This window comes from Micromonospora sp. DT62 (genome assembly GCF_049847285.1).
In the GTDB taxonomy this organism is placed as follows: Bacteria; Actinomycetota; Actinomycetes; order Mycobacteriales; family Micromonosporaceae; genus Micromonospora; species Micromonospora reichwaldensis.
The window spans coordinates 112,488-130,660 of the sequence record NZ_JBNCOB010000019.1 but is presented as its reverse complement, the minus strand read 5'-3'; the positions used below and the strand labels follow the sequence as shown (position 1 = coordinate 130,660).

Annotated in this window: 10 protein-coding genes and 1 riboswitch; of the genes, 6 read left to right on the top strand and 4 right to left on the bottom strand. The window is 73.1% G+C overall.

What is annotated here, in order from left to right:
* Positions 1-270: 270 nt before the first annotated feature.
* Together ACPXCB_RS23210 and ACPXCB_RS23205 are read right to left on the bottom strand one after the other, a co-directional pair.
* Positions 271-1,062 carry a GntR family transcriptional regulator gene (locus ACPXCB_RS23210; protein ID WP_425877640.1) on the bottom strand — a complete coding sequence of 264 codons (792 nt, stop codon included), beginning with the start codon at positions 1,060-1,062 and terminating at the stop codon, positions 271-273.
* Between the two features lie 127 nt (positions 1,063-1,189).
* Positions 1,190-2,059: a PAC2 family protein gene (locus ACPXCB_RS23205; protein WP_101409578.1), complete on the bottom strand. Its 870-nt coding sequence runs from the start codon at positions 2,057-2,059 to the stop codon at positions 1,190-1,192.
* Positions 2,060-2,320: 261 nt separating this feature from the next.
* Here ACPXCB_RS23205 and metH point away from each other — a divergent pair, with 261 nt between their 5' ends.
* Together metH and ACPXCB_RS23195 are read left to right on the top strand one after the other, a co-directional pair.
* Positions 2,321-5,836 (top strand): methionine synthase, encoded by a 3,516-nt coding sequence (metH, locus tag ACPXCB_RS23200; protein WP_425877639.1) that lies wholly within the window; start codon positions 2,321-2,323, stop codon positions 5,834-5,836.
* Between the two features lie 97 nt (positions 5,837-5,933).
* On the top strand, positions 5,934-6,203 hold the full coding sequence (locus ACPXCB_RS23195; RefSeq protein ID WP_425877638.1) for a hypothetical protein: 270 nt from the start codon (positions 5,934-5,936) through the stop codon (positions 6,201-6,203).
* Between the two features lie 91 nt (positions 6,204-6,294).
* On the opposite strand, the gene ACPXCB_RS23190 is transcribed toward ACPXCB_RS23195, so the two are convergent.
* Positions 6,295-6,624 carry a hypothetical protein gene (locus ACPXCB_RS23190; RefSeq protein ID WP_425877637.1) on the bottom strand — a complete coding sequence of 110 codons (330 nt, stop codon included), beginning with the start codon at positions 6,622-6,624 and terminating at the stop codon, positions 6,295-6,297.
* A gap of 258 nt (positions 6,625-6,882) precedes the next feature.
* Between ACPXCB_RS23190 and ACPXCB_RS23185 the strand changes: the two genes are divergently transcribed.
* The 4 genes from ACPXCB_RS23185 to ACPXCB_RS23170 all read left to right on the top strand — a co-directional run bounded on the left by ACPXCB_RS23185 (position 6,883) and on the right by ACPXCB_RS23170 (position 14,704).
* Entirely contained in the window at positions 6,883-7,947 is a 1,065-nt protein-coding gene (locus ACPXCB_RS23185; RefSeq protein ID WP_425877636.1) for an N-acetylmuramoyl-L-alanine amidase, read from the top strand.
* A gap of 358 nt (positions 7,948-8,305) precedes the next feature.
* Positions 8,306-8,520, top strand: a riboswitch (cobalamin riboswitch).
* A gap of 206 nt (positions 8,521-8,726) precedes the next feature.
* A complete protein-coding gene (locus tag ACPXCB_RS23180; protein ID WP_425877651.1) occupies positions 8,727-11,072 on the top strand; it encodes a ribonucleoside-diphosphate reductase subunit alpha in 2,346 nt (781 codons plus the stop codon).
* A gap of 35 nt (positions 11,073-11,107) precedes the next feature.
* Positions 11,108-12,103 (top strand): ribonucleotide-diphosphate reductase subunit beta, encoded by a 996-nt coding sequence (locus tag ACPXCB_RS23175; protein ID WP_425877650.1) that lies wholly within the window; start codon positions 11,108-11,110, stop codon positions 12,101-12,103.
* A gap of 153 nt (positions 12,104-12,256) precedes the next feature.
* Complete coding sequence (locus ACPXCB_RS23170) at positions 12,257-14,704, top strand: right-handed parallel beta-helix repeat-containing protein (RefSeq protein WP_425877635.1); 2,448 nt, start codon at positions 12,257-12,259, stop codon at positions 14,702-14,704.
* 46 nt (positions 14,705-14,750) lie between these two features.
* Here ACPXCB_RS23170 and ACPXCB_RS23165 read toward each other — a convergent pair whose 3' ends face one another.
* On the bottom strand, positions 14,751-18,092 hold the full coding sequence (locus ACPXCB_RS23165) for a hypothetical protein (RefSeq protein WP_425877634.1): 3,342 nt from the start codon (positions 18,090-18,092) through the stop codon (positions 14,751-14,753).
* Positions 18,093-18,173: the final 81 nt, after the last annotated feature.

Sequence of the window (18,173 nt, the reverse complement as noted above, 5' to 3'; positions counted from 1 at the left end):
CATCGTCCGCGAGGTCCACACCGCCCTCCTCGCCGACTTCACCGCCCTCAACACCCCTTGACGTCTATAGGAGCATCCCCAACTGCTCTCGCCCCTCCCCCTCGCTCCCGCCCGCCGCCCCGCCGTGGCCCCGCCCCTCGCGGCGTCGATCATGCAGTTGCGGTGCCTCGCAAAAGGTGCTTAACAGCGGTAACCGCCCACCACAAGTGCATGATCGACGGGGTGGGGCGGCGCGGGGTGGGGCGGGGGCAGGGCAGGGTGGGGGCTCGGTCAGCCGAGGACCAGGCCCGGGTCCGGGGCGGGGTCGGGGGTCGGGGCGGGGATCTTGTACTCCTCCGTCAGCGTGGTGACCGGGCCGGGCCAGGTGGCCTGGGCGACCTCGATCGGCTTGCGGTGGCCGTCGTAGGCCACGTGCAGCAGGTGCAGCACGGGGGTGTCGGGGCGGATCTGGAGGATCTCGGCCTCCTCCCGGCTGGGCTGGCGGGCGCTGATGGTGTCGGTGGCCGAGACGTACCGCCGGCCGGTGGCCTCCTCGGCCTCCTGGTAGAGCGGCCGGCCGAACGCCTCGGCGCGCTCCAGCGAGGTGCCGGCGGTGTCGGCGGGCAGGAACCACGAGGCGCCCACCTCGACGGGGGAGTCCTCGGTGCGCACGAGGTGGCGGCGGCAGAGCAGGTCGGTGCCGTCGGCGACCCCGAACGCGTCGGCCACCTCCGGCGGGGCGGGGGCCCTGCCGACGGAGACGAGCTGCTGTCGGTACCGCGCGGCCAGGTCGGTGTGGTAGCCGCGGAAGCCGCCGTAGCGGCCCCGGGAGAGCCGGTTGAGCCGCCGCCGGGTGCCTCGGACGTACGTCCCGGAGCCGGGCTTGGTGATCAGGATGCCCTCGACCCGCAGCTGGTCGACGGCGCGTTGCACGGTCTGCTTCGCCACGCCGAACATCTCGGCGATGGCCGGGATGGACGGCAGCCGCTCGCCCGGTGCCCAGTCGCCGCGGCGGATCTGGGTCTTGAGCTGCGCGGCGATCTGGCGGTGCGGGAACTCGGCCGCCCCCGGATTGATCTGCATGCCCGCCTCCTCGATGACAGCTAGGTTCCTAGGATGCCTTAGGGGTGGTGACCGCGCCACCCCGGACACGCCAAAAGACCGGCCCCGGACGACACGCGTCCGGGGCCGGTGCGGCAGGGGATGAGTGCTACCAGGAGCCGGCCGTGGGGCCGGCGGAGCCGCCGCGGCGGCGCAGGTACTTCTCGAACTCCTGGGCGATCTCGTCACCCGTCAGCGGGGTGATGCCCGCGTCGCCGACGCGTTCCTCCAGCTCGCGCACGTACTCGCCGAGCTCGGCGTCCTGCTCGGCGGCGCTGCGCACCCGCTGCTCCCACTCGGCGGCCTCCTCGGCCAGGTCGGCCATGGGCACCGGCAGGTCGAGCACCTCCTCGACGCGGTGCAGCAGGGCGAGGGTGGCCTTGGGGCAGGGCGGGTTGTTGGCGTAGTGCGGCACATGCACCCAGAACGAGACGGCGTCGACCTCGGCCTTGTTGCAGGCGTCGTGCAGCACGCCGACGATCCCGGTCGGCCCGTCGTAGCGGGTGGGGGTGAGCTGGTAGCGCTGGGCGGCCTCCGCGTCGGAGGCGCTGCCGCTGATCGGCAGCGGCCGGGTGTACGGCACGTCGGCCAGCAGCGCGCCGAGCACCACCACCCGCTCGACCTCCAGGCTGTGGCAGATCTCCAGCACCTGCTCGCAGAAGGTGCGCCACCGCATGCTCGGCTCGATCCCCCGGATCAGTACGACGTCCCGTTCGGTGCCCTCGGGGCTGGCCACCATGAAGCGCGTCGTCGGCCACTCCACCCGGCGGGTCTCGCCCTCGGCCATGGTGATCGTGGGGCGACTGACCTGGAAGTCGTAGAAGTCCTCCGGGTCCAGCTCCGTGACCTGCCGGGCCTGCCACACCTGCTCCAGGTGCTCGACGGCGGCGGTGGAGGCGTCGGCGGCGTCGTTCCAGCCCTCGAACGCGGCGATCGCCACGGGGGACCGCAGCACCGGCAGTCCGTCGAACTCGGTCACGCCGTCACCTCACCCTGCTCGTCGGGGCCGGCGCCGGGACCGGACCCGGTCGTCCGCCCGCCGGGCGTGGTGCTGTCGCTGTAGTCCTTCACGTCCGTCAGCCTACGTGTCGGGGCGGGATGCGGCCCGCCGGCCGCGCCGGTCGAGCCCGGCTCCGGCTGGCCATACCACGATGAACCGGACAGCGTGATCCCGCTGACACAATGTGGGAAGGCACGTGCGGGGGAATCCATCGGCGGGCGACGGCACTAACCTGATCCTGTGCGGACCTCATTGCTCGACGTACTGGCAGACCGGATTCTCATCGCCGACGGCGCGATGGGCACGATGCTGCAGGCGGCCGACCTCACCCTGGACGACTTCGAGGGCTACGAGGGCTGCAACGAGGTCCTCAACGCCACCCGACCGGACGTCGTGCGCGGGGTGCACGAGGCGTACCTGGCCGCCGGCGCGGACTGCGTCGAGACCAACACCTTCGGGGCCAACCTGGCCAACCTGGGTGAGTACGACATCCAGCACCGCATCCGCGAGCTCTCCGAGGCAGGGGCCCGCCTCGCCCGGGAGGCCGCCGACGCGTACGCCACCCCCGAGCGGCCCCGCTTCGTGCTGGGCTCGATCGGCCCGGGCACCAAGCTGCCGACCCTGGGGCACGCCGACTACGCGACCCTGCGCGACGCGTACCAGGAGAACGCCGAGGGCCTGATCGAGGGCGGGTCGGACGCGCTGATCGTGGAGACCTGCCAGGACCTGCTCCAGGTGAAGGCCGCCGTCGTCGGCTCGAAGCGGGCCATGGCCCGGCTCGGCCGGACGGTGCCGATCATCTGCCACGTCGCCGTGGAGACCACCGGCACCATGCTGGTGGGCAGCGAGATCGGGGCGGCGCTGGCGGCCATCGAGCCGCTGGGCGTCGACCTGATCGGGCTGAACTGCTCGACCGGGCCGGCCGAGATGGGCGAGCATCTGCGCTACCTGTCCCGGCACTCACGGATCCCGCTGTCGGTGATGCCGAACGCGGGCCTGCCGGTGCTGACCGCCGACGGGGCGTACTTCCCGCTGACCCCCGTGGAGTTGGCCGACGCGCTGGAGCGGTTCGTCACCGAGTACGGCGTGTCGCTGGTGGGCGGCTGCTGCGGCACCACCCCCGAGCACATCCGGGTCCTCTCGGAGCGCCTGCACGGCACGCGCCCGGCACCCCGCGAGCCGCGGCACGAGGCCGGTGTCTCGTCGGTCTACCACCCGGTGCCGTTCGCCCAGGACGCCTCCCTGCTGATGGTGGGGGAGCGCACCAACGCCAACGGCTCCAAGGCGTTCCGCGAGGCCATGCTCGCCGGCGACTGGCGGGCCTGCGTGGAGATCGCCCGCAGCCAGGCCCGCGACGGCTCGCACCTGCTGGACCTCTGCGTCGACTACGTCGGCCGCGACGGCACCCGGGACATGCGGGAACTCGCCGGCCGCTTCGCCACCGCCTCCACCCTGCCGATCATGCTGGACTCGACCGAGCCTGCGGTGGTCGAGGCGGGCCTGGAGATGCTCGGCGGCCGGTGCGTGGTCAACTCGGTCAACTTCGAGGACGGCGACGGGCCGGAGTCCCGCTACGCCCGCGTGATGCCCATCGTCAAGGAGCACGGCGCCGCCGTGGTGGCGCTGCTCATCGACGAGGAGGGGCAGGCGCGTACCGCCGACTGGAAGGTGCGGATCGCGGGGCGGCTGATCGACGACCTCACCGGGCGGTGGGGGATGGACCGCGCGGACATCCTGATCGACGCGCTGACGTTCCCGATCGCCACCGGCCAGGAGGAGACGCGGCGCGACGGCATCGAGACGATCGAGGCGATCCGGGAGATCGCCCGCCGCTGGCCGGGCGTCAACTTCACCCTCGGCATCTCCAACGTCTCGTTCGGGCTCAACCCGGCGGCCCGGCAGGTGCTCAACTCGGTCTTCCTGCACGAGTGCCGCGAGGCCGGCCTGACCAGCGCCATCGTGCACGCCAGCAAGATCCTGCCGTTCAACAAGATCCCCGACGCGCAGCGGGAGGTGGCGCTGGACCTTATCTACGACCGCCGCCGCGAGGGCTACGACCCGGTGCAGAGGTTCATCGAGATCTTCGAGGGCGTGGACGCGGCGTCGGCGCGGGCCGGGCGGGCGGAGGAGTTGGCCGCGCTGCCGCTGGAGGAGCGGCTCAAGCGGCGGATCATCGACGGCGAGCGCAACGGCCTGGAGGCCGACCTGGACGCGGCGATGACGCAGGGGCGCAGCCCGCTGTCCATCATCAACGACATCCTGCTCGACGGCATGAAGGTCGTCGGCGAGCTGTTCGGCTCCGGTCAGATGCAGCTGCCGTTCGTGCTCCAGTCCGCCGAGGTGATGAAGACCGCCGTGGCGTACCTGGAGCCGCACATGGAGACCGCCGAGGACGGCGGCAAGGGTCGCATCGTGCTGGCCACGGTGCGCGGTGACGTGCACGACATCGGCAAGAACCTGGTGGACATCATCCTGTCCAACAACGGCTACGAGGTCGTCAACATCGGCATCAAGCAGCCGATCAACGCAATCCTGGAGGCCGCCGAGCAGCATCGGGCCGACGCGATCGGCATGTCCGGCCTGCTGGTCAAGAGCACGGTGATCATGAAGGAGAACCTCGCCGAGATGGCGTCGCGCGGGGTCGCGGAGCGCTGGCCGGTGCTGCTGGGCGGGGCGGCGCTGACCCGGGCGTACGTCGAGGACGACCTGCGGGCGATGTTCCCCGGCCAGGTGCACTACGCCCGGGACGCCTTCGAGGGACTGTCGCTGATGGACCGGGTGATGACGGCCAAGCGCGGTGGGGCGCCCGTGATCGACGCGGAGCGGGAGGCGGCCCTGGCGGCCCGGCGGGCGCGCCGCGAGCGGCAGCGGGCCATCGTCAGCGAGTCGTTGCCGGAGCTGGACGACGCGTCGGTGCGCTCCGACGTGGCCACCGACGTGGAGGTGCCCGCCCCGCCGTTCCTGGGCACCCGGGTGGTCAAGGGCGTGCCGCTGGCCGACTACGCGGCGCTGCTCGACGAGCGGGCCACGTTCCTCGGGCAGTGGGGCCTGCGGGGCGCCCGCAGCGGGCAGGGCCCGTCCTACGAGGAACTGGTGGAGACGGAGGGCCGGCCCAGGCTGCGCTACTGGCTGGACCGGCTGATCGCCGACCAGGTGCTGGAGGCGGCCGTGGTGTACGGCTACTTCCCGGCGTACGCCGAGGGCAACGACCTGGTGGTGCTGGACGAGAACGGGCGCTCCGAGCGGGCGCGGTTCTCCTTCCCCCGGCAGCGGCAGGAGCGGCGGCTCTGCCTGGCCGACTTCTTCCGCCCGCGCGGCGACGAGCTGGACGTGGTGGCGTTGCAGCTGGTCACCGTGGGGCAGCCGATCAGCGAGTACACGGCGAAGATGTTCGCCCGCAACGAGTACCGCGACTACCTGGAGGTGCACGGGCTGTCCGTACAGCTCACCGAGGCGCTCGCGGAGTACTGGCACCGGCGGATCCGCGCCGAGCTGACCCTGCCGGGCGGCCGTACGGTGGCCGACGGCGACCCGGCGGACCTGGCGGGTCTGCTGCGCACCGACTACCGGGGCTGCCGATACGCGTTCGGCTACCCGGCCTGTCCGGACCTGGAGGACCGGGCGAAGATCGTGGAGCTGCTGGGCGCGGAGCGGATCGGTGTGCAGTTGTCGGAGGAGTTCCAGCTGATGCCGGAGCAGGCGACGGACGCGATCGTGGTGCACCACCCGGAGGCGAGCTACTTCAACGCCAAGTGACGGGCGTAGGTGCCCGGAGCTGCGGATCAGGTTGTCCGGAGGGTCGCTGAACCATGATCATGCCGCCACGCGGTCGCCGGGGTCCTACGATCATTTCGTGTCCCACTGGTCGGAGAAGGTACGCGTGGCCGAGGAACGCGGCGACCATGACGAAGCGACCGCGGTGCTCAACGCTGTTGCGGAGTGTTACAGCACCGACCACGAACGCCATGACGCGCACCTTTGGCACATGGACCTGCTCGCGAGGGCTGGACGTCGTGTCGAGCTGGCGGCACTCGGCCGCCACGACGTCCATGCGCGCAGGCGGCTGCGCCGTCTGCTGAGAGAGGACGGACGAGCCGACAGCGGTCCCGAGGCGGCCGGGTGACCAGACGCGACGATCGGGCGGTTCCGCAGCGCGTCTGTGCTGCTGTGGGCTGTGGTGGTCGCCCGGGTCGCGTCGCTGGCCGCACCGGGCCTTAGCTGTAGCGCTCCTCGCGGTAGCGGCGAGCAAGTCGTCTGATCATGGTTCCGCCGACGGCGGCGGTCAGGTAGCTGGCCTCCTGATGCGACTCGCTGGCTTCCCACTCGGGGATGTCCGCCGGGTTGTCGCCTCCGATGCCCAACGACACGTCACCGTGCCGGGCGCGGAAGTAGAACCGTTCGCCACTCGGCAGGGTCCCTTCCACCTGCACTGGGGCCGCCACACACGTCACCTCCGCTTCCCAGCCCTCACGGTGCAGGGCGGCGACGAGCTGGAGCCAGGACTCGGAGTGCTGCTGGTGCCACTGCCGTCGAGCCTCATCCATGAGGCCATGGTCCTGGACCTGACTCGGAGCCCGCACGAGGGGGCGGGCCGGGTGGGACCCGGTTCGTCCGGCAGCCGGGGACGGTTCAACGCCTCGTGACGCCGCGGTCCCCTTCCGTGCCGGGAGGCTGGGCCGCCGCGGTCATGCGGGGCAGGAAACCTACGATCTGCAGATATGGAGCCGTAGACATCTTTCATCAGGGATCGATCTGCCACTATATTGCGGGCACTGTCGATCTCTCCCGATGACGAGGTGCACATGTTCGACAACCGGACGCTGCGGCGGCGTACCCTCCTTGCGGCCGTGGCCGGTGCCGCGGCCGTCCCCATGGTCGCCGGCCCCGCGTGGGCGGCGCTGCCGAAGGTCTACATCGACCCGGGCCACGGCGGCACCGACCCCGGCGCGGTCGGCAACGGGCTGCAGGAGAAGGCCCTGACGCTCGACATCTCCCTGCAACTGCGCAACATCCTGCTCGCCAACTGGGGCGTCGACGTCCGGATGTCCCGCACGACCGACATCACCCGCAGCCTGGCCTACCGCACCGACGACGCCAACGCGTGGGGCGCGAACCTGCTGGTGAGCGTGCACATCAACTCCGGCGGTGGCACCGGCTTCGAGAGCTACCGTTACCCGACGTCGGACGCCGCCACCGTCAACCTGCACAACGCCCTGCACCCGAGGGTGATCGGCGGCATGCGGACGATCGGTGGGGTCACCGATCGAGGGCTGAAGACCGCGAACTTCCACATGCTGCGCGAGTCGGCCATGCCCGCGGTGCTGACCGAGAACCTCTTCATCGACTCCGTCGCCGACTCGAACCTGCTCAAGCGGGCCGACTTCATCACCGCCACCGCCCGTGGCCACGCCGAGGGCATCGCCGCCTACCTCGGCCTGAGCGCGCCCAACCCGCCCACGTTCAGCACCATCGTGGACAATGCCACGGCGGGGCGGTTCACGGCGAGCACCAACTGGGGCACCTCCTCGTACTCCGCCCAGCGTTACGGGGCCGACTACCGCTTCGCCAACCCCACGCTGGCCAGCGACTCCGCCTGGTTCAAGGTGAACATCCCGGCGGCCGGCAACTACCGCGTCGAGGTGCGGCACCCGGCCGACCCCGGCTACAACAGCTCGGCCCCGCACGTCGTCGTCACCGCCTCGGGCAACCGCACGGTCAGTGTGGACCAGCGCTCCAGCGGCGGCGTCTGGCGCTCGCTGGGCACCTTCGGGCTGGCCGCCGGCGACCGGAACCTGGTCGCGGTCAGCCGCTGGACCAGCACCACCGGCTACGTGGTGGCCGACGCCGTCCGGGTCACCCGGGTCTAGGAACACGGCCGGACTGCGGTCGGGCTGAGGCCGCGCGTGCGGCAGGCGTCGCCGCGCCACGCCTCGCGGCCCTCCTCCACCACCACCAGCGCGCCGACAGACCCACCCGAACGTGATCAGGACGTCATGGACGTGACCCGGCGACTTCAGGGTCCATGGCGTCCTGATCGCCGTTGGTGGGGTGCCGCGGGCCGTCACGGCAGAGAGCGGCAGAGAGCGGCACTGCGTCGCGGTGCGCCGTTGCGTGGGTCGGTGCATCGGCGCGGGCGTCCGGCTGGCGATCGACGGGCGTGCCTCGCGCCGCCGACGACACGCCCGGGACCGACATGTGGGGTGTGACAACGGCGCCAACCCTATATATGGTGTCGGCGCAGCTGGTTCGGCCGCTCATCCGGAGTGGTCGAGGCAAGAGGGAACCCGGTGGGAATCCGGGACTGCCCCGCAGCGGTGAGTGGGAACGACCGCCGTCATCAGCACTGGGCCGCCAGCGGCCTGGGAAGCGACGGCCAGTAGGAGACCGGCGAGTCCGGTCGCGCCCGCGAGTCCGAAGACCTGCCAGTGCGCCGTACGCCCGCTTCCGGGTGTGTGGCGGTCCGAGGCCGCGTGGGACGGCCGACGCCATCCCGACGCGTTGCCCTGCGGCGCGTCGTCGTCGGTGTCCGCTCCCCGCGTGCCCAGGAAATCCGTCTGGGATCAAGGCTCGCGAGGAGTGCGTGGTGACAGTCACCGAGGTTTTTCCGGCCGACGATGCGGCCGTGGTGGGCCAGCGGCGGCCGCAGATGCGGGTCCGCAAGCGCGACGGCGGCACCGAGGCGGTCGACGTCAACCGGATCGTCCGCGCGGTCGAGCGGTGGGCCGACGACCTCGCCGACGTCGACCCGCTGCGGGTGGCGACCCGGACGATCAGCGGCCTGTACGACGGGGCGACGACGGCCGAACTGGACCGGCTGTCCATCCAGACCGCCGCGGAGATGATCGGTGAGGAGCCGCAGTACTCGCGGCTGGCCGCCCGCCTGCTGGCCGGGTACGTCGACAAGGAGGTCCGCCGGCAGGGCATCGGCTCGTTCAGTGCGGCGATCCGGCACGGCCACGCCGAGGGCCTGATCGGCGACGACACCGCGGCCTTCGTCGCCGCCCACGCCGACGCCCTCGACGCCGCCGTCGACCCGCGCGGCGACCTGCGCTTCGAGTACTTCGGGCTGCGTACGGTCTACGACCGGTACCTGCTGCGTCACCCGACGAGCCGGCTGGTGCTGGAGACCCCGCAGTACTGGCTGCTGCGCGTGGCCTGCGGCCTGTCGCAGGCACCGGACGAGGCGATCGGGTTCTACCGGTTGATGTCGAGCCTGGCGTACCTGCCGAGTTCGCCGACGCTGTTCAACTCCGGCACCCGGCACACCCAGATGTCCTCCTGCTACCTGGTCGACTCCCCGCGCGACGAACTCGACTCGATCTACCAGCGGTACGCGCAGGTGGCGAACCTGTCGAAGTTCGCCGGGGGCATCGGCATCGCGTTCTCCCGGGTCCGCTCCCGGGGCGCGCTGATCAGGGGCACCAACGGGCAGTCCAACGGGATCGTGCCGTGGCTGCGGACGCTCGACGCCTCGGTGGCGGCGGTCAACCAGGGCGGCCGGCGCAAGGGCGCGGCCTGCGTCTACCTGGAGCCGTGGCACCCGGACGTCGAGGAGTTCCTCCAACTGCGCGACAACACCGGTGAGGACGCCCGGCGCACCCATAACCTGAACCTGGCCAACTGGATCCCGGACGAGTTCATGCGGCGGGTGGAGTCCGACGGGATGTGGTCGCTGTTCGACCCCGACGTGGTGCCGGAACTGCCGGACCTGTGGGGCGCGGAGTTCGACGCGGCGTACCGGGCCGCCGAGGAGCAGGGTCGCTACGTGCGGCAGGTCCCGGCGCGGGAGCTGTACGGGCGGATGATGCGTACCCTCGCCCAGACCGGCAACGGGTGGATGACCTTCAAGGACGCCGCGAACCGGCTGTGCAACCAGACCGCCGAGGCGGGCAACGTGGTGCACCTGTCCAACCTGTGCACCGAGATCGTCGAGGTCTCCAGCGACGCCGAGACCGCCGTGTGCAACCTCGGCTCGGTCAACCTCGCCGCCCACCTGGGCGCCGACGGCATCGACTGGGAGCGGCTGCGCGCCACCGTCCGCACCGCCGTGACGTACCTCGACCGGGTCATCGACATCAACTACTACCCGACGGCCCAGGCGGCGGCGAGCAACCCGCGCTGGCGGCCCGTCGGGCTCGGCCTGATGGGCCTGCAGGACGTGTTCTTCGCGCTGCGGCTGCCGTTCGACTCGCCGGCCGCCCGGGAGCTGTCCACCCGGATCAGCGAGGAGCTGTACCTGACGGCCCTGGAGACCTCCGCCGACCTGGCGCGACGCTCGGGCGCCCACCCGGCGTACGGGCAGACCCGGGCGTCGCGCGGTCAGCTGCAACCCGACCTGTGGGGCGTCACGGGGACCCAGACGGCGCGGTGGAGCGCGCTGCGGGAGCGCGTCGCCGCGTACGGGCTGCGCAACTCGCTGCTCGTGGCGATCGCGCCGACCGCCACCATCGCCTCGATCGCCGGCTGTTACGAGTGCATCGAGCCGCAGGTGTCCAACCTGTTCAAGCGCGAGACCCTGTCGGGGGAGTTCCTCCAGGTCAACACGGCCCTCGTACGCGAGCTGAAGGCCCGGGGCCTGTGGACGGAGCGGATCCGTTCGGCGATCAAGCGCGCCGAGGGCTCCGTGCAGGACGTCGCGGAACTGCCGGCCGAGGTGCGGCAGCTGTTCCGTACCGCCTGGGAGCTGCCGCAGCGGGCGTTGATCGACCTGGCCGCGGCCCGCGCCCCGTACATCGACCAGTCGCAGTCGCTGAACCTGTTCCTGGCCGCGCCGACGATCGGCAAGCTCTCCTCGATGTACCTGTACGCCTGGAAGGCCGGGTTGAAGACGACGTACTACCTGCGTTCGCGGCCGGCCACCCGGATCCAGCAGGCCACCGTCGCGCCCGTCGGGCCGGCCCGTGCCGCCGGCGTCGTCGCGGCGGTGGCGACCGTCGACGAGGCGCTGGCCTGCGCCCTGGAGAACCCCGAGTCGTGCGAGGCATGCCAGTGAGCACCCCGACCACCAGCGAACCGAGGACCGTCCACATGCTGCTCGACCCGGGGATGGATCTCACCCTGCGACCGATGCGCTACCCGCACTTCTTCGACCGCTTCCGCGACGCCATCCGCAACACCTGGACGGTGGAGGAGGTGGACCTGCACGCCGACCTCGCTGACCTCGACCGGCTCTCCCCGGCCGAGCGGCACCTGGTCGGCCGCCTCGTCGCGTTCTTCGCCACCGGCGACACCATCGTCGCCAACAACCTCGTGCTCAACCTGTACCAGCACGTCAACTCGCCGGAGGGCCGGCTCTACCTGTCCCGGCAGCTGTTCGAGGAGGCCGTGCACGTCCAGTTCTACCTCAACCTGCTCGACACCTACGTGCCCGACGAGGCCGAACGCTTCGCCGCGTTCGCCGCCATCGAGAACATCCCGTCGATCCGGCGCAAGGCCGAGTTCTGCTTCCGTTGGATCGACTCGCTGGGCGAGCTGCGCCAGCTGCGTACCCGGGAGGACCGGCGCGCCTTCCTGCTCAACCTGATCTGCTTCGCCGCCTGCATCGAGGGGCTGTTTTTCTACGGCGCCTTCGCCTACGTCTACTTCCTGCGCTCCCGGGGGCTGCTGCACGGCCTGGCGTCCGGCACCAACTGGGTGTTCCGCGACGAGTCCATGCACATGGCCTTCGCCTTCGACGTGGTGGAGACGGTCCGGGGGGAGGAGCCGGACCTGTTCGACGACGAGCTGGCCGCTCAGGTGCGGCAGATGCTCGCCGAGGCCGTCGAGTGCGAGGTCCAGTTCGCCGAGGACCTGCTCGGCCAGGGCGTGCCCGGGCTGCCCCTGGCCGACATGCGCGAGTATCTGCAACACGTCGCCGACCGGCGGCTCGCGCAGCTCGGCATTCCCGCCCACTACGGGTCGACCAACCCGTTCGCGTTCATGGAGTTGCAGGACGTCCAGGAGCTGTCGAACTTCTTCGAGCGGCGCGTGTCGGCGTACCAGGTCGGGGTGAGCGGCACGGTGGCCTTCGACGACGACTTCTGAGCACGGGGGCCGCGCGGCCGTCGCGCCAGGACCGGACGGCCTGCCCGCCCCCCGTTCGCGGCCCCCGTGGCCGCGAACGGGGGGCGGGCCCGATCTATGCTCCTGGTGCCTCGCCGCCGTCGGCGGCGCGGCCTGGGCGGGGGGACGGGTCAAGTGGGTGTGCCGACGCTGCTGGTCTCGCTGAGCAGGGCGAACGCCTACCGGGACATCGGGGCGGCGGTGGCGGCGGCACCGCACGGCGCGGTGGTCGTGGTGGAGCCGGGCCGCTACGACGGGCAGATCGTCGTGCGGTCGAAGGCCGTCACGATCCGGGCAGCGGTGCCGGGCGGGCCGCCGGTGCTGGTGGAGAGCGGTGCCGCCGCGCCCGTCGTGTACTGCGAGGACGCGCAGGTCGTGCTCCTGGGGCTGACGCTGCGGACGTGGAGCGCGGACGCGCCGGCGACGGTGTCGGCGCTGCGCGCCGCCCTGACGGTCGAGTCCTGCGTCGTCACCGGGCAGGCCTTCAACGCCGTGCTCTGCGAGCGGAGCACCGCGCACGTGCGGATGTGCGACGTCAGCGGGATGCGTCGGGGCGTGGCGTTCGTCGACGGCAGCGGGGTCGTCGAGAACTGCCGGCTGTGGGACCTCGACGAGTACGCCGTGCTGTCCAAACGGGACAGCCGACCCACCGTGCGGCACTGCCACGTCCGGGACACCGACCGGGGCTTCGATGCCTTCGAGGGCGGTGGCGGCACCGTCGAGGACTGCCACTTCACGGGCGTACGCGTCGGGGCCGTCACGGCGGGCGGGCGCTCCCGGCCGACGGTGCGGCGGTGCCGGGTCTCCGGCGGACGCGGCAGCGGACTGGTGTTCAGCGGGTCCGCCGGCGGGCTGGTCGAGGAGTGCGAGCTGACGGACCTGGAGGGTTGCGGCGTCGAGGTCTCCGGCGGCGCCGAGCCCGACGTGCGTCGCTGCCGGATCGAGGGCGTCGGCCGTAACGGCATCTACGTCAGCGGTGCGCGTGGCACGTTCACCGACTGCGACGTGACGGCCAGCCGGCTGCCCGCGATCGCCGTGGTCGACGGGGCGGCGCCGCTGGTGCGCGGCGGCGTCCTGCGCGGGTCGCGGGAGGACGCGCTGCTGGTCCGGGCCGCCGCCGGCCGGTACACCGGCGTGCGGATCGAGGCTCCGGGCCGCTACGGGGTGATCGTGCAGGGCGGCGACCCGACCCTGACGGACCTGACGGTCGACGGCGGCGAGGCGGGGGTGGTGCTCGACGGCACCGTCGAGGCCGACGTGCGCCTCGACGGCGCCACCATCCGGGGCGCGACGAGCAGCGGGATCGCCGCCGGGGGACCGGGCCGGCTCACCGGTACGAAGGTGCGGGTGGAGAACGCCCCGGTGGGGCTGGTCGGCACCGACGCGATCTCGGTCACCCTCACCGACGCGGTGTTCTCCGGTGGCGTCGTCGGTGTGACCGGGGCGGGCGAGGCCGCCCTGCATCTCACCGGCAGCACGGTCACCGGGACCACCGGCTCCGGGGTGCTGCTGCGGGAGCAGTCCCGGCTGATCCTGCGGGCCAGCACGCTGCGCGCCTGCGGCGGGGACGGCGTGCAGGTGGAGACCGACGCCCCGGTGCTGGTCGACCGGTGCGAGTTCGTCGACGTGACCGGCGAGCCCGTCCGGGGCGCCGACCGTGCGCGGGTGTCGGTCACCGCCCCGGAACAGCCGGCCGCCCCGGCTCCCGGGGACCGGGCCGGCTCCGCCGGCGAGGCAGGCGAGCCCGCCCGTCCGACGTCGGGCGGCGTGGACGTCGACGCCGTGCTGGCGGAGTTGGACGGCATGGTCGGCCTGGCCGCGGTCAAGCGCGACGTGCGGACGCTGATCCAGCTCATCCGCGTCGGCGAACAGCGCCGCAGGGCCAACCTGCCGGTGCCGCCGGTGAGCCGGCACCTCGTCTTCGCCGGGTCACCCGGCACCGGGAAGACGACCGTCGCGCGGATCTATGGGCGGCTGCTCGCGCAGCTCGGTGTCCTCACCAAGGGGCAGGTCGTCGAGGTGGCGCGGGTCGACCTGGTGGGCGAGTACCTGGGCAGCACCTCGCTGAAGACCGCCGCGGCCTTCGAGCGGGCCCTCGGCGGGGTGCTCTTCGTCGACGAGGCGTACGCGTTGGCCCGCACGTTCGGCACGAACTCGGACTTCGGGCTGGAGGCGATCGACACGTTGGTGAAGCTGATGGAGGACCACCGGGACGAGACGGTCGTCATCGTCGCCGGCTACTCCGAGGAGATGGTGCAGTTCCTGGCCACCAACCCCGGCCTCGCGTCACGGTTCACCAAGACCATCGAGTTCGTCGACTACGCCCCCGACGAGCTGCTCGCCATCATCTCCGCGCTGGCCGGGCAGCACGGCTACGACCTGACCGCGCCGACGGTCGACGCCCTGCTGGACCGGCTCGTCGAGGCCGTCCGCGACCCGGTGTTCGGCAACGGCCGGGGCGCGCGGAAGTTGTTCAACGCCATGATCGAACGGCAGGCGGGACGGCTCGCGGACGTAGCGGCGCCGACCGCCGGGCAACTGCGTACGCTGCTGCCGCAGGACATCCCCGCCGCCGGCGACTGACCGCGAATCGCCGCTGACCCGCGCCATCGGTGCGGGCCGGCGGGGATCACGCCTGCATCGAGATGTCGAAGGCGGCGTCTCGGACGTCGGCGACCGGGTGCCGGCGCAGCAGGTGGAGCACGTCGCGCCAGGGAGCGGACCAGCCGAACGCCCTGCCGCCGCCGGCCAGTGCCACCGCGAACAGGCCGGTGGTGGCCTCGCCCCGGGCGGCGAGGGCGCGGGCCGTGCCGAGCGTCAGCTCGGCGTCCAGGGCCGCCGGGGAGCCGGTGCGCTGGGCGAGGAGGTGGGCGAGCCGGGCGGCGAGCGCCAGCCGACCCGCCACCAGCTCCGCGATCGTGAGGATCTCGGCGGTGAGCTGCGCCGACGTCGTGTCCCTCACCGGCAGCGCGCTGGTCAGCAGGGTGCCCGCCTGGGCCACGTACGCGCGGTGCCGGCCCAACTCCGCCGCCGCCCGCCGGACCGGCGCGGGGTCGGCAAGTGGCCCGAGCGTCCAGGACGCCGTGGCCACGATGTCGTCGATCCGCCGACGGGCGGGGCGGTCCCCGGCGGGGCCGCCGAGGTCCGCGTCGGCGCCGTCGATCCGGACGAGGGCGTCCAGCGCGGCGACGGGCACCTCCCGTTCGGGGCGGTCCGGGTGCCGGAGCACCGCGGTCAGCATCGGGCGCACCGACTGCCAGTCGTACTGCCCGCACAGGTCGGTGAGCGCCGCCGTGAGCAGGTCGGTGAGATCGGGCGCCCAGGGCAGCCAGTGCACGAGCCGGGGCCAGGCCAGCCGGCTGAGCTCCCGGTCGGGGCTCGCGCAGGCCCGGGCGACGAGGGCGGCGTAGCGGGGGCGATCCGGTGCGGCGATTCCGCCGGGCGGGGTCGCCAGCACGGCCAGCGACTCCTCCCGGCTCCCGACGATCGCCTCCTCGAGGATCGGCCAGCTCTCCGGCGCGTGCAGTCGCTGCCGGGCGGCGTCGACGATCGCGGCCCGTACGTCGCGGTGCTGGCCGGGTTGGCGCCACGCCGACACCAGTACCGCCATCGCCTCCGGGGGACCGAAGCGGCCGAGCAGCCGGACCGCCTGCTTGCGGCTGGTCACCTTGCCCCGCCCCAGGGCGACGCCGGACAGCGGGGCCACCAGGTCGGCCGGGCGGGTGAAGCGGACGGCGCGGGTGGCGGCGTACAGGGCGACCCTGGCCCGATCGTCGTCGGCGTGCGACAGCAGCAGCGGCAGCGCCTCGGCGGGCCGGTCGGTCCACGGCAGCGACTCCAGGGCCGCCTCGGCCAGGGTGACGTTCGGCGAGCCGACGTGGCGCAGCACCAACTCCCGCCCGGCGTCGGGCACCCGCGCGGCGGCCCGTACGGCGGCGGCCCGGTGGTGCAGCGGGGTGCCGGCGTCGGCGGCGAGGCGCGCCTGGAGCCGCACGAACGCCTCCTGCTGGCGGGGCAGCCACCGCTCGACGCGTACCGGCCGGCCCGGGATCCAGCGGGTGCCGGCGGTGAGGAAGGCACCCCTCGGCGGGTGACGCAGCACCCGGTCGAGCAGGTCGGTACGTCGGGCGCTGACGGTCCGCCACACCGTGGGGAAGGTGACGGTGGAGCTGTCGGAGTCGAGCACGTACGCCACCCGCTGCGCCCGGGTCCTCGGGTCGGCCAGCCACAGCTCGACGGCCTCCCGCACGACGGCGGCCACGGTGCCGGGGGTCGTCGCGCGGCGCAGCAGCTCCTGGAGTTCGGGCAGCTGCCACGCCCGCCGCCCCAGGGCCCGGGTCACCGCGAACAACGCGGTGAACTGCCCCCGGGCCATGCCGGCCTCGAGCCATCCGCGCAGCCGGGCGAAGACCAGCGTCTCCTGGCCGCGGCGCAGCGTCTCGTCGAAGCGCCCCAGCGGCGGCAGCCGGTGCCCGCCGAAGAGCCGGTCGAGGGTGTCCAGCGCCCACCGCAGCAGGGCCGGCTCGTCGGCGTGCCGACCCAGCACCCGGGCGGCGAGGGTGCCGAGCGCGGCGAGGGTGCGCGTCGACGCGTCGCGGGTGGTCGTGGCGTCGACGGTGATCCGGGTCAGCGCCTCGACGGCGTCCGCGCGCAGCAGCGGGGCCAGGTCCGCCAGCTCCGTCAGCGCCACGGCCCGGACCGGGTCCTGCTCGTTGCGCAGCCGGTCCAGCCTGGTCAGGGCCTCGGCCGCCGCCGCGGGGTGGCGGCTGCGCCGGGCGGCGGCCAGGAGCAGCTGGTACGCGACGGCCCGGTCGTGCGCGTCGGCGGCGCGCAGGGCGGGGGTGAGCGCCGCCGACGCCGCCGGCCAGGGCAGCAGGGCGCTCCACGTCCGCACCTGCGCCTCGTCGTGGCGGACGTCGTCGAGGGCGAGCACCCGGCGTGCCTCCCGCTCCCGCCAGTCGTGCGGCAGCACCTCCATCAGCGACGCGTCGGGGATCCGGGTGGCCGTCTCGACGTCGGCGAACACGGCGTCGTACAGATCGCCCCGGCGCGCCGGGGGTAGCGCCCCCAACAGCCGGTCCAGGGCGTTGTTGTGGCCGCGTACCCGCCGGCCCAGCGCGACCAGGTCCGCCTGCGGCAGCCGGACGAGCCGACGCAGCAGCGCCGGGGGCAGCCACTGGTAACCCACCCAGCCCGCGCGGGACGGCGCGGTCAGCAGGGCCAGCACCCGTCGCGGCGCGGACGCGGCGAGCGGCCCGTAGTGCGCGAGGTCGTCGGGGAGGTGCCCGGTGGGCGCATACCGTTCGAGCAGCGTCAGCGCGCGTTCCGGTCGGCGCCGGCCGGCGACCAGGACCCTCTTGCCGTGCACCGTCCACCAGCGGTCCCGTTCGGCGGGTTGAAGGTGGGGCAGCGTCGACTCGGCGTGGTCGAGCACCACGTCGCCGTGGCGACGGGCCAGGCAGACCGAGCCCGGCAACGCGTGTTCGACGACCGGCAGCAGCCGGCGGACGGTGTCCGCCCCGCAGGCGGGCAGCAGGGCGACCGCCTCGACGGCCCCGAAGCGCCCCAGCACGCCGTCGACCAGGCCGTCGGCGACCGCCGGCCGGTGCAGGTGCCGCAGCGACCGGTAGACCAGGTGACGCAGGTCGGCCGGCGCGTCCCGGACGAGTGCGCGCAGGTCGTCGCCGGCGAGCCAGCCGACGCGCAGGCCCGCCTTCACGGCGACCGCGCGGATCGTGCCGTGCCGGTCGCCCAGCGCCGCCCGCACCGCCGCGTGGTCGCCGACGATCTCGGCGGCGGTGACGGCCAGGAACCGGTGGTACGAGGACGCCCCGGCGCGCAGGTCCGCCAGGATCTCCGGCAGCTCGCCCGTGGCGGCCGCCTCGCGGGCGCGGCGGGCGAGCGTCGCCATCCGCTCCCGGTGGGCCAGCGCGTCCAGTTCGCCGAGCAGCCGTCGTGTTGATCTCCGCACGCCGACCATTGTGGCGGTCGGAGGGCCGCCCCGTCGAAGGGCCTGCGGGTGATGCCAGTCGCCCGGGGAGGGTCGCCTTGC